Genomic DNA, 15,076 nt, shown 5'->3' with positions numbered 1-15,076 from the left:
CGCTACTGTAAGTCCATCCAGAACCACTGGTCGAAAATCCGGAATCACCATCGTCTATGATCTGTTTATAGGCCGAGTTATTCACATAGAAACCACTGGTTGTGCCGACACCAGAAAGGTTCACCACGTTGGCTTCCAATGGATTCCCACTGGTACCAACCGAACCGTAAGCGTTTAAGACGGCCGTTGTCGCAAAGATTTCTGATCTGACGTCACCGTTGTCCAAAATCGAACCGATCGTCGAATCCACGGTGACCGTTCCCCCTGCAATCAGGCTGGTCAGATAGGTGTCGCTGTAGGCATCAATGTCGATATTGCCGGCACCGGAATAAAATACCGTTCCGGTATTCATGTAGAAGACACCCGTGTTGGTCCCACCCTGATAATTGGCAGTAAATTCGAGGTCGCCCGTTGAAGATTCAACTCGGGAATTATCATAAAACCACACATTTCCTTCAGAAATGATCGAGATATCTGTAACAATACTACTGATGACGGACTCATTTGTTACCAGAAGCCCATCATTTGAAAGTGTACCGTTTCCACCAGATCCATGAATGTTGATCTCGGCCGCATCCACGCTGATTCCTGTTGAGGTAACCGTCGCGTCGTAAAGTCGAACTCCCTGATTATGGTAACTGGTGCCATTGCCGCCTCCCTGCCCGAGGAGTGTAATATCACCATCAATGCTCGTGACGGTCGAACGTTGCAGGTAGAGACCACGCTCGTAAGCAGCTCCGCCTCCTCCACCCGTTCCATCAATCGTAATTGTTCCCGCATTCGCTCCTGTTCCCGTTGAGGAGATCACGGCATAGTTGGTATCAAATCCAAGGTTGGAATTTCCTGTTCCCGCTCCGCCATAACCGGTAATAGAGATATTCCCGGTACCCGATGATTGAATTGTGGTATTGTCGGCAAAGATGCCTTTGAAGTCTCCCGCTGTCGTGCCGCCGTCATTCGCCAGCAAGGTGATTCCGCCATCTACGGTTGTTAGACTGCTGCCAGCGTTGAGCAGAATATTACGGCTGGCGGTGAGCGATATTTCGCCATCGGTTGAGGAAACAGCGCTGTCGACGGTGATGGTCTGCGCGGTGACCGTCAGGTCATTGACGCCCATCTCGGTATTATTGGACTGGAACGTCACATTATCGTTGGCATCACCTGTCACAGTGAAACTGCCGGCGTTCAGGCTGTCCAACCCTTGTACGTTGATCTGATCAACGCCACTGCCGGAAGTAGAGGAAATGGTCACGGCAGCTGCTGAAACAAATGTGACAGCAGCACCGAGTGTGGAATCAATGCTGGACAGCCCATCGTTACTAGTTCCTGAATCAGTAAGTGTAATCGTCTCGGCAGCGCTCAGAAAATCAAACACACGATTGGTGACATCCAAATAATCCGAGACAGTTTCTGCATTGGTGTAATTGATGACCTGCCCGTCGATCAAAATACTGCCCGCGGTATCACTGTTCAATGTATGCGTGATCGTAGCTAGGAAGCCTGCATAACTGCCCGATTCCAGTACAATCGAACCGCCGTCGGCTTCGCCATCAAAGTTGATATTCCCGACGGGGAATGGCAGGCCGTTACTGAGATCCACGGTGAAGGTATCTGCGCCCGCGCCACCATTGATATTGAGTTCCGTCACTTCAGTCAGCAGGTCAGAAAATACAAGCGTCGTATCATTCCAGACTTCCAGCGTCACACCATCGGCGTTCAGTTGCACCTGGAAATCATCTGCAGCAGCGGTGCCAGCGATCGTGATACTGATCTCATCATCAATGATCGTTGCGACCCCTTGGGGATCAGCTATAACGGCATTTCCACTGGTGACAAGATTACTCAAATTGACGAGAAAAGTTTCATCGGACTCGATAACATATTCATCAGTGAGCGTAACAGTGATCGTCTGGGTTTCTCCGGCGGTACCCGTGAAGTTCAATGTTCCTGAGCCGGCTGTGTAATCGGAGCCGGCGGTCGCGGTGCCATCGGCGGTGGACCAGTCGACACTCAAGCCTCCCTGAACAGCCTCACCCAGTGTGACAGTAAACGTGGCCGTCCCGGCATCTTCATCCACGCTAACATCATTGACTGAAACAGGACTTCCCACATTTTCGAGTCGCATGGCATCGGCAATGACTAAACCATCAGCCAATTCGTTGGTCATAGTGACGGTAATCGAGCCATTCTCATCAACCGTAAAGAAACCCAGATCCTGCCAGTTGAAGCCCGCATCAGTGACATTAGTCGTACGGTTTTGTTGATTGATTATTTGTGAGTCGGAGCCACCTTCGATACCAGAAACGGTAAATTCCGTATTCGTGGCGCGATTTGCACCGGTATTCCAGAATCCTGAGACGCGATAGGTACCGGCAATCAAATCATCAAACTTCCAACTGGCAGTGGCATCGGGATGTGCCCCCGCAGACAAATACTGTGTGTCTCCCTGATAGTAAGCACTGTTAGAAAACGTACCCCACTCTGCTGTTGTCGCAGAATACTCAGTGTCACCATTGTCTATGATCTGTTTATAGGCCGAGTTATTCACATAGAAACCACTGGTTGTGCCGACACCAGAAAGGTTCACCACGTTGGCTTCCAATGGATTCCCACTGGTACCAACCGAACCGTAAGCGTTTAAGACGGCCGTTGTCGCAAAGATTTCTGATCTGACGTCACCGTTGTCCAAAATCGAACCGATCGTCGAATCCACGGTGACCGTTCCCCCTGCAATCAGGCTGGTCAGAGATGTGTCACTGTAAGCGTCAATGTTGATATCACCCTGAATTGACTTGAATACCGTTCCGGTATCCATGAGGACGACACCTGTACTGTTTCCACTCAAATAGTTACTGGTAAACTCGAGGTCGCCCGTTGTAGATTCAACGCGGGTATTATCATAGAACAAGACACTCCCATCAGAAGTGAACGAGATGTCAGCCACTTTGCTAGTAAATTCGGTATGGGTATAAACGGCTATTCCATCGTTGTATGCAACTCCTGTCCCTCCCGTTCCGTGGATATAGATTTCAGCCGCATCTAAACTCGTTCCATTGGAGTTAATATATGCGTCAGCAAACACAACCCCCTGACTCCAGCTTCCAGTTACTGAAGTACTTCCCTGGCCAATGAGTGAAATATTGCCGTCGATACTACTTATATCAGAGTCACGAAAAAAGATACCACGGCTGTCATGATTTCCAGCCCCCCCAGTGCCATCTAAATTAATGGTCGCCGCAGTGGCTCCTGTTCCCAAAGACGTAATACTAGATGCTGAAAGGACAAAAATGCCAATGTTGTTTGTATCTGTCCCCTGGCCACCTTGTCCTGTTAATGAAATGTCACCGTAATAACTCTCAATTTCTGATGCTGACAGGACAATCCCAGTATTATAAGATGTTCCCTCGCCTCCATCACCGGCGATGGATATAGTGCCTGTTCCAGTGGATGTAATGCTGGCTAAATTCTTCAGCGAAACCCCAAAGTTCGTAGAGGAACCGGATGTGCCGCCTGCCTGACCATTGATATCGAGATTTGCATTGGCGATGGTTATAGCCGTTGCCCCCAATATCACGCCATCACTTTCAGACAGTGATCCGCTACCCCCTTGTCCGATCAGAGTTATATCACCTTCGATACTGGAAAGCGTGCTGAGATTAAACCGAAGTCCGCTGGTCCACTGCGTTCCAGCTCCCCCTGTCCCATTGATCGTAATCGTACCTGCATCAACGCTGGTGCTGCTGGATGAAATGGCACTCGAAACCAGATTGATTCCGTAATTATTGTCATCTGTCCCATCCGCTCCATATCCGGTAATCGAAATGTCACCAGATCCTGTTGTCGCAATCGTTGTATTATTCGATTTGACTCCGACAAATTGACCAGTTGTACTGCCTCCATCATTGGCCAGTAGGGTGATTCCCCCGTCGACAGTGGTCAGACCGCTGCCGTCAGCCAGGAAAATATTACGGCTGGCAGTGAGTGAGATCGCACCGGAAGTGGCAGAAACGTTACTGACAACCGTGATGGTTTGCGCTGTGACTGTCAGATTACTGGTTCCCAAATCGGTATCATTCGTTTGGAACCTCACTTCATCCCCGGTGTCTCCAGTGACAGTGAGCGATTCTAGGTTCAGGCTGTCCAGTCCTTCAATACTGACTGTATCAGCGCCGCTACCCGAATTTGTAGAAACGGTCACAGTTGCCGTATTCACAAAGGTGACTGCGGCACCCAACGTCGAATCGATGCTAGACAGCCCATCGTTGCTGGTTCCTGTATCGTTGAGTGTAATCGTCTCGGCAGCGCTCAGAAAATCAAACACACGATTGGTGACGTCCAAATAATCCGAGACCGTTTCTGCATTGGTGTAATTGATGACCTGCCCGTCAATGCTCATACTGCCGGCTGAGTTACTGCTGAGTGCATGCGAGATTGTTGTAACCGATCCGGCATAACTGCCTGATTCTAGTACAATCGAACCGCCGTCTGCTTCACCGTCGAAGTTGATTGTCCCGGATGGGAATGGCAAGCCGTTACTCAGATCCACTGTCAGAATATCAACGCCCGCGCCGCCGTTGATATTGATTTCCGTGATATTGGCCAGTAAACCCGAATGAATGAGGGTCGAGCCACTCCAGATCTCGAGCGTCACGCCGTCTACGTTCATTTGCATCTGAAACTCGTCGGCTGCTACGGTGCCATCGATGGTGACGATCGGACTATCATTGCCTGCAATCGTCGCCTGACCCTGATTTGCAATGACAACATTGGCACTGGGGTGTTGTGCATTGCTCAGGTTGACCAGAAATGATTCTAGTTGTTCGGCCGTTGCATCATCTGTCAGAGCAACAGTGATGGTTTGAGTTTCGCCAGCTGTCGTTCCTGCAAAATTCAACGTGCCACTGGTCGCGGTATAGTCAGAGCCAGCGATTGCTGTTCCATCGACGGTCGCGAAATCGACCGTAAATGCACTTCCCACAGCCAGGCTTGATGTGACGGTGAACGTGGCGGTTCCGTCATCTTCACTGACACTGACATCGGCAATTGACAATACACTGTCGTATTTCTCAAGTCGGTATCCTTCTGCCAGCACGTACCCATCGGCCTGGTCATCGGAAATGGTAATGGTAATCACGCCATTTCCATCCACTTCAAAGAACCCAAGGTCCTGCCAGTAAACACCGTCGTCGTAAACATCCTGGATGACTCCTCTCTGGCTGACTGTCATGTTCACATCTCCGCCTGCGACTCCGGAGATTGTGATGGGCATGTTACTGGCTCCCAGCGGATCGTTGCTCCAAGTTCCCGAGATGCGATACCTTCCGGCGGCCAAATCAGTAAATCCCCAGGACGAAGTGTTCTGACCAGTACCGCCGATGCCATCCACATAGGAATAATCGCTTTGGTAAAAGGCTGGGTTGCCACCGGCAGTGATCCAGGTACCAGTCTGAGAAAATCCGGTATCGCCATTGTCGATGATTTTTACAGTATCATCGTTCAGGATTGTGCCGGCACCCGTGCCATCGCCAATCGTGATTCTGGCGGAATTGGTAGCGCCATTGTATTTGGGATCGGAGAGTAAGACAGTAAAGGTTTCATCATTTTCCAGCACACTGTCATCCGTGACGTTGACAGTGACAATAGCCGATGTCTGTCCGGCGACAATCGTAACCAGTTGATTGCTAATCGAAGTCAGGTCACCCGCACCCGCTGTGCCGTAGGCGGTACTGGCCAGGACAGTCACGTTTTGGTCGGTGGCATGGTCGATGCTCACAGTAAAGCTGAAGGTGCCGTCTTCATTGACACTCGCATCACTAATGGAAAATAGCTCACGGTTGTTGATATTAACGTCGCTGGTTCCCGAGACAGCGGTATGGGAATCCATCTGGGCGGTCAATGGATTACCGACAGTCCCGATCGAACCGGCGGCAGCAAGAGCCGCCGTACCGGCGATGATATCGATATAAGTATCATCATTGTCCAGAATCGAACCAGAGGTCGAATCAATGGTGACGGTTCCCGTCGTCGACAGGCGTGTTATGGAAATGTCACCGGCGGCATCCAGATCGATATCTCCACTGCCTGTAATAAATGAGGTGGTATTGTTCATGGACAGAGTACCAACATTGCTGGCACTCAGATAATTGACGTCGACCTCAATATCGCCTGAAGTAGAGGTAATACTGCTATCGGTGCTGATCCAGAAATTACCGTCAGAGACAACAGATATCCCACCGACAATGCTGCTGGTATTGGCCTGAGAACTGGCATAAATGCCCTGGTTATACAAGGCCCCTGCTCCCGCTGTGCCGTGAATACTAATATCGGCGGCATCGGCTCCTGTCCCCGTCGAGGAAATAGTGGTGTCTGTTCCCAGTACAATCCCTTCATTGTCACTTCCGGCAGCATCCCCTTGCCCTACACCGGTAATGGAAATGTCTCCATCGGTACTTGTCAGTGAGAGAAGATTGGTCCGGATACCGCGGATGATACCGATGCCATCTCCCCCAGTGCCATCCAGGGTGATCGTCGCGGCGTATGTACCGGTGCCGGTCGAGCTGATGCTGGAATCGTATAGGTACAAGCCAACATTGTCATCACCGGTACCATCACCACCTCCCTGACCTGTTAAGGAGATCGCACCATCAACGCTTTCAATCGAAGCATCAATCAACAGGATCCCATGCTGATAAGCAGCGCCCGTTCCCGCGGTTCCATCCAAGGTAATCGTTCCCGCAGACACACCGGTAGCCGTAGAACTAATTGAAGTGCCATTATATAAATAAATCCCCTCCCCATTTTCGCCAGAGCTGTTGAATAAGATATTCCCGGTTCCCGTGGTTTGAACCGTGGCGTTTGTCGCTGCGATGCCGACAAAGGTTCCTGCAGCAGTCCCGCCGTTATTAGCCAGTAGTGTGAGACCCCCATCGACAGTCGTCAGACTGCTTCCAGTATTGAGCAGGATATTGAGGCTGGCGGTGAGAGAGATTGCACCGCCGGTGGATGAAATACCGCTATTCACAGTAATGGTTTGCCCGGTGACGGTCAGATCGCTGGTTCCCATTGCGGTCGTGTTTGTCAGGAAGGTCACATCATCATCAGAGTCACCGATGATGGTAACGTCTGACGCGTTCAGACTGTCCAGCCCCGTAACATTGATCACATCGGCTCCGGTTCCGTTGCTGGTCAAGATTGTGGTTGTGCTAGTGGCAGCAGCGAATACCACCGACTCACCCAGTGTTGAATCGATGAGCGAGAGGCCGTCATTGGCTGTCCCATCATCAGAGAGCGTAATTGTTTCAGCGGCACCTGTGAAATCAAATACACGATTGGACGCAATCAGATCATCGAAGATGGGCTCCAGTCCTGTGTAATTGATGATTTGACCATCAATGTCGAGACTGCCGTCACTGTTACTGGTGAAGGTATGTGTGATGTTTCCAAACGTGCCTGCATAACTTCCCTGAGTGATACTTAATGAATCACCAGAGATGGCGTTTGCTCCGCCACTGAAATTGATTGCTCCGACAGGGAATGGAAGTCCGTTGCTGAGATCAAGTGTGAGAGTATCATCACCGGCTCCACCATCGATATTGATCATGATGAGGTCTGATAGTAATCGCGAATCAACGAGCGAAAGATTGTTGAGAAGTTCAACTGTCACGCCGTCGGCATTCATCCTGAGCAGGAAGTCATCATCGCCGGCAGTGCCGGTATCATTCCCGAGAATGGTCCCCAACCCTTGACTGTCTGTCAGATTAACAATCGATGGCGCAGCCTGAACGTTGCTCAGATTGACTAAGAACGATTCATCCAATTCAGCGACTGTATCTTCATTAATGGTGATTGTAATGGTCTGCGTTTCACCGGCTGTTCCTGCGAAATTGAGTGTGCCATTGTTAGCGACATAGTCTGTTCCAGCCACGGCGTAATTATCCGCAGTGGCGAAATCAACCGTAAATGAATTACTTACGTCTTTATCGAGCGTGACGGCAAACGTGGCAGTGCCTGCATTCTCATTGACGACGGCATCGCTGATCGAGAGGCGTGGACTGTCATTGTCAATGATGGTCGCGACGCCTTGCGCGTCAGAAAGAGTCACATTTCTGCCACCTGCCATCACATGACTCAAATCAATCATGAAACTTTCATTAAACTCATGCTCTGAATCTTCATTAATCTGCACTGTGAAGGTGACCGTTTCACCGGCGGTTCCGTTAAAGTGAAGCACGCCACTTTCAAAGACATAGTCGTTGCCTGCCGTAGTTGCTGTGCTATCTGCTGAATAGAAATCAACGGTTAAGGCAGTGTCTACTGCGTTATCCAGCGTCACTGTGAAGGTCGCCGTACTGTCGCTTTCATTGACGATGACATCATTGATTAAAAGTGAGGCACTATCGTTATTCTCGATCATCGCAACACCAGTGTCATCGATGATCAAAACATGCTCAGGGTCAGTCACTCCGTTATAGGTGGCATTCGATAATACAAGGGAGAAGGTCTCATCATTTTCCAGAACCGTGTCGTCATTGACTATGACTGTGATTGTCTTCGTCGTTTCACCAGCAGCAAATGTAATGAGTTGATCTGCGATGGAAGTGAAGTCCGAAACGCCGGCTGTTCCCAAAACTGTATTCGCTCGAACCGTAATTTCTTCATCCGCGGCGGCACTCAGTGAAACGGTGAATTCGTAAACGCCGTCTTCCTGAGCGGAGATATCATCAACGGTGATACCAATCGCCCCTTCTGAAGCCCCCAGAGAGAGGGCACTGAATACCGAAAAACTTTCTCCACTACTACCGAAGGATGTTCCTCCTGATGGTGGATTGGCCGGAAGTGAATAGGAATCAGCCTGAGCGTAGTCGACCTCGTATCCTAAATCTTCAAATGCGGCAATCGAGACTCTGCTTATCGGATTAGCTACGCCTGAATTATAAAATCCAGTGAGCAACTCAGTATCAAAGACAGATTCACGCCAATGACCACCGCTTGTTCCGGCACCTCCGGTATTGGCAACGGGAACCCCGACATAATTTTCCGACGGACGTCCAGCTTGTGCCAATAACGCTTCATATTCAATTGTTGCATTCACTCCCGTATATAAAGCATTCGGGTTGTTGGGGTCAAATAATCCTACATACTCCCAAAGAGATCCAAACCCGAGTGCATGTGCGATTTCATGCGTGAGAATATCGGTTAATCCAGAATTGTTAATGTCACTCGAGTCAATTGTAATTTCACCGAGATACGGTAGCTTTGAGTCATTTCTGATGTAAGCGGGGTTAGCCTGAGCCAATGTAAAGCCAGACCCATCGATATACTCTTGCTTGACCGTGATCAGTAGATCATCGAAATAAATAATTTCTTGGTTTTCAGCAATCCGATAAAATCTATTATTTCCCAAATCGGTATCAATGATAGATTCCCATCGTGCGATAGCGGCATCCATTGCGGTTTTTGCAGCAGTTGCATTTACTAATGAGGCATCATAGTCGATTAAAATATTAAATTTCGTGTCATCTATATGTTCATCGTCATAAATTTTTGCTGTAGCAGATGAATTACTAAAAATTACATTTCGACTTTGAGCTTCAACATTACTTAGTTCAATTCCAAATGTCTCATACGCCCCTTTTAGATAACCGTCATGATCACCTTCAAATAGATCATCACCATAAACAAGTGCATAAGCAGTGGCGATGGTCTGTCCTGCCTGGAATGTCACATATGAACGATACCAATCATAATCAAGTCCTTCAGTTGCACTCAGCCCGATCAAACTATTAACATCCACGGTAACGGATGAGTCTACTACCTTTGATAGTTCTAGATCAAATTTATGATATGAACTTTGTCCTAAATCGTCTTCTAAAATTAAAGAGTTTGAATTATAGGAAACAGAAATTTCGGCAGTGTCATCATTAGAAATCGTGCCGGTTGCTCTTTCCGTGATTTCTCCACCGGCAAAGATGACTTTTCGATCGTCGAGTGAAAACAGGTTCTGTAATTGAACATAAAACATTTCATCTAGTTCAACGATATTATCATCATCGATATTCACGATTACTGTTTTCGAGACTTCACCTGCGAGGAAGGTAATGTCCTGACTGATCGCGGTATAGTCTTGGCCGGCAAGTGCAGATCCTAACGTCGTACTGCCAGGGGATGCGTCGCCATTTTGTGTAATTGCTTTCAAACCGACATTGATGTCGACGGCATTCGACAGTGTGACCTCGAACTCAAAATTATTTGTCCCACCATATGTTTCCGTTTCCGTGACATTGGTGATCGAGACGGTGGCCGCATCAGTATTCGAGATTTGACCAACTGCTTCCTGATCTTCAAAAACGACGTATGCCCCACCGGCACTGATTGTTCCATCCAAAAGCCGGACCAGAAACTCCTCATCCCCTTCTACTGCAGTATCGTCATTAATTGTGATTGAGACAAACTGTGTACCAGCTGTGCCCCCTGCGAAAGTTACCGTTCCGGTTGAGTAATCGTAGTCTGAATTCGAACTCAAGGCTGTTGAGTCCAGAGTTTCAAAATCGACAGTAACATTGCCTTGCACATCCTTGTCAAGAATTACTTCAAATTGTGCAAGCCCTGTTTCTTCATTGACGGTTACATCATTAATGACAAGTGATGCTGTTTCGTCGTTTAGAATGGTGCCTGTTCCACTGGCTTTGACAATCACGCCGACCGAAGCGTTTTGCAGAGTAACCAGAACCGTTTCATCTGCTTCGACTAGTGTATCGCCGTTGATAACGATCGAGATAGTCTGTTCCTGGTATTCTGCCATAGCGTCAGCGACAAAGTTTAAAGTGGCTGTAGTAGCGCCAGTAAAATCTGTACCAGCTGATGCCGTACCGCTGATAGCGTAATCGATGGAAGCAGCCTGGCTCAAATCTCCATCACGAATTACAGTAAAGGTAACAGTTTGAGTTGTCCCGGCATTACTTTCCGTGATGGACCAGTCATCGATAACAAAACCGGAATCTTCATTATCAATTGTACCAATTGCTTCTGCATCAGAAAAATTGATGATTGCTCCACCAGCATCAAGATTACTTAGTAGAACTGAGAAGGTTTCTTGTAGCTCAACCAGACTGTCGTCAATCAAGTCTATGGTAATCGTCTTGGTTTCATTGGCTTGCAGTCCGGTAAAAGAGAGCGTGCCACTTTCACCCGTGAAGTCTGTTCCGTCAACGGCTGACAGTGAAGCTGTGGTATAATCAACCGTAAATGCAGATCCCAATGCTTTGTTAACTGTAACATCAAATGAAATCGTAAGATTATCTTCGTCAACCTGAGCGTCACCGATCGAGACTTGCGGGGCATCATCATCGATGATTGTGATTTTTACTGGTGAACTATCAAAGTAAATATTCCAACCAGTTATCTCTAGACCTAGAGAACCAAAGAACTCTTCATTGAACTCTTCCTGAAGATCATTGATAAGGGTTACATTAAAACTGTGAGATTCTCCGGCTGCTCCTGAAAATTCGATAGTTTCATATAGGCTTATATAATCTACACCAGGTTGTGCATTCCCACCATACGTGATAAGCCGAACATTAAAAGGTTCTACGACTTCGGTTTGGTCCTGAGTGACAGTCACTGTTGCAGTTCCATCCTCATGCACAATGACATCACTAACGGAAAGTGCAGTACTGTCGTTGTCATTTATGATGCCGAAGGTTATGTCGGTTAATCCATAGACAGATTCATGGATAACTAAATTCGTGGAAGGGTTCTCATACCGAATACCTAGGTAGTCAGGCCCATCAACAACATTATCACCATATACATCAACTGTAAAAGTTAAGATTTGAAATCGAGCGGTTGGGTCAGCGGTAAAAGTCAAGGTCGCGGGAGGGGCAATTACTTCGTGTAGTGAAGAGTTCGAGCCAAGAGTCCTGTAATCGATAGTTGCAACAGAATTGAGATCACCGGCATCTTTTCCGGCGCGCAAAACAGAAAATGTGACTGATTTGTCTTCACCATCATCACCTTCAATAATTTCTTCGCCGTAGTATGGTGCGAAAAAACCAGCATCATCATTGAGGATGGTTCCTGTTCCCTCATTTGCAACCTGAATCAGCGGAGCATCTCGTTGATTTAGTAAGCCACTAGTTCTTTGAATGTTAACAAGCCTGAATGTGAGATCTTTGTCAAAACTAATCAAGTCGTCGTCCGGAATTGCAACATTAATAATTTTCTGCTCATTTAGAGTTCCGTTGAAGGTGAGCGTCCCGGAAGCAATTCTGTTTGTAGGGCCAGGTGTCGCTCCAAGGAGTCCGCCAGGTAATGGTTCGAACCCTCCGTATGGTGTCCCATTCACCATACCAAGGCTAGGAGTAGTGCTGTCAATATAATAACTCACAGTGATCTCTTGACCTTCCTGGAGAGTAATCTCAGAATCGAGCGTTACGGTAAAAGTGGCGGTTTCCCCTTCATAAACTGGAGGGGCATCACCGACTATGAATGATGCGATATCATCATTGTTGATTTTTCCCAAGCCATAAATCGAACCTTCCGCATCTGAATTTCCCGCAAGTTCAATATTTCTGCCATGTGCCTGCAAGTTGTCAATCGTTACCTGGTACTCATACAGGGCCTCTACTACTGAATCATTATCGATAATATCTACGACGATATATTTTTTCTCGTTTGCATCGCCTGTAAACGTTAATTGCCCCGTCTGAACCGGTGAGTTATTGGATGTTTCGAAAAACAGGTAATTGGGAATGTAGTCATATACCAGCGGTCTGTATTGGGGACTGCCAACTAAAAAATCAACAGTAATATCAGCATCTAATTCGACATCCTGGTCGAGTGTGACAGTGAAAACAGCCTGTCCAGCACCTTCCAGAACCGTGATATCATCAATGGTGATTGATGCAGAGTCATTATCAACAATGGTTGCGATTGCCGATGATTTACTAATTGGAGTTGATGAAGAGTTCTGAATCGTAACTGTAATTGTTTCATCGAGTTCAACCCGATCATCGCCTATAATCTCTATCGTGATTGTTTCATACTGGAAATTACTTTGTGAGTCGGCAGTGAAATTAATGGTACCGGTTGAATTTGTGGCTGTGTAGTCAACTCCGTTCTCTGCTGAACCTGCTGAAATAAAATATTCGACGCTGGCTGACTGAGATAAATCGCCCCCCCTGGTAACATTCAATGTGATAAATTGGGTCGAACCGGCATCACCTTCGGTAACGACAACATCTCCGATTGAAATACCAACGTCATCATTTTGGATGGTTCCTATTCCAATGGTGTCAGAAATGTAGGAACCAGGGGTGACTGGCAATAGCTCAACAAAAACTGTTTCTTCGAATTCAGTTTCATGATCACCATAGATGGGGATCGAAATTTGTTGTGTTTGCACTGTTGCTGTTGGATCAGCTGCAAACGAAATCGTGGTCAAGTCTACTTCAGGGTAATCAAGACCAACGATGGAAGTCCCTCCAGCAATGGTTTTATAGGCCACAGAAACTTCTTCATTTAAATCCCCCGGAATTTCTCCTGAGCGGGTGATAGTAAATGTCAGATTTTGAGTACCCGTATCTCCTTCGATAACCATTGCGTCGCTGATCGCGATTCCAGAGTTTATTGAATTAAAAAACCTATCATCTGCAACGAGCGTGTTTCCATCTAAAGCGACATTAATATCATGGTTATAAAAAGTGTAGGCTTCATCACGCTCTACGGGAATACTTTGTGATAGAGTCCATGTGCCATCTGTCAATTGATATATATGTACAAAACGGTCTGTAGTAACTTGAGGATTAGGTGGCACAATGTCACCCCAGTCTCGAATATGCCCTTCTCTGGTTTTAATCGCAATTGTTTCACCGCTGATTGCAACAGCGTCAATGGTGGTATTCCAGTACCATGGTGTGCCATTAATCACAGTATCATTTTCTTGAGGTAGTTCGAGTAGTAGTTGTTGCCACTCATTTTCTGTTTTTGTGAAAACCGTAGCGCTACCATTTGACTGAGCCACTATTGTGTCATCATCAATGTCGAATACAGAACCTCCAAAGATCAAGTTGCTACTACCCGAAAGGCCATGTGCTGGTGCTAAAAAAGTTTCCCCACCCCAAATCCCTCCTTGTTGAGTGAAAATGGAGAGGGTTCCATTATTTGTGTTGGATGCAACCAGTGTGTCTCCATCAACTTTGATATATGACGCAAAGTCAATACTTTCATAATGATGGGGATAGGGAGTATAATATTCGTAATCTGATGTTGTGATTTTTTGTGTTTCGTTCCAAGTTGATCCTGTGCGCGTATAAACGTAGACAGCACCTGCATCCTCTCCATACTCATCATCGCCTGGTGCACCGACAAAAATTGTATCTCCGCTAATGCTAACACTGACTCCAAATAAGTCATAATCATTAGCATCTTCTGAGTTGGGAGTTAGTTCAGCTTGCTGCGACCATGTTGCACCGGATCGAGTATAAACATACACAGAACCACGAGTTTCACCATGAACATCGTCAAACCCAACTCCGATGACAATCGTATCACCGCTAATATCTGTGGAAGTAATACTTTCAGAAGAGTCGAGGCTGGGAAGTATCAATTCGGACTGATATTCCCAAGTGTCATCTGTCGAATCGGAAGGAGTTCCATTTTCGTTTCTGACGTACACATACGCGCCAACATTATCTGCAATTGGTGCTACATCGTTGATCGGATTGGTGACTACCATGTAATCACCATCAATAGTGGTTTGAGAACTGAATGAGTGGTCTGAATGGTTTGCAAATGGAGTCCCTTCAGGATCAAATCCGGTCAGCATCGTTCGCTCTTCGAGCGAATCGACGGTGGTCAGGCGGTTTTGTTGGACGGCTTGCCATCGTTTTCGAATGGTTCTTCGGGCACGAGAATTATAGCGAGGACGGCGACGAATACGGGAAACCAAGGCAGATAGCCAATTGGATATGAGCACGGCGAACTCCTTCTCGACTAAATATGAATCTATTGCAAATATGTGTGGGGGAGGTAACTACCAGATCAATGAGACTTAGTACATAAAGTACTGACGTAGTAT

At 47.2% G+C, this 15,076-nt stretch carries 1 protein-coding gene; it reads right to left on the bottom strand.

The window, feature by feature from the left end; translation table 11 throughout:
* Positions 1-14,974, bottom strand: a 14,974-nt coding sequence (locus AAC022_RS07245; RefSeq protein ID WP_339729543.1) for a Calx-beta domain-containing protein, incomplete at its 3' end; no start/stop codon positions are given.
* Positions 14,975-15,076 lie beyond the last annotated feature (102 nt).

Origin of the sequence: uncultured Gimesia sp. (assembly GCF_963976445.1) — a bacterium.
In the GTDB taxonomy this organism is placed as follows: Bacteria; Planctomycetota; Planctomycetia; order Planctomycetales; family Planctomycetaceae; genus Gimesia.
The sequence above is the reverse complement of the archived record's forward strand: the minus strand, read 5'-3'. Positions and strand labels throughout refer to the sequence as shown.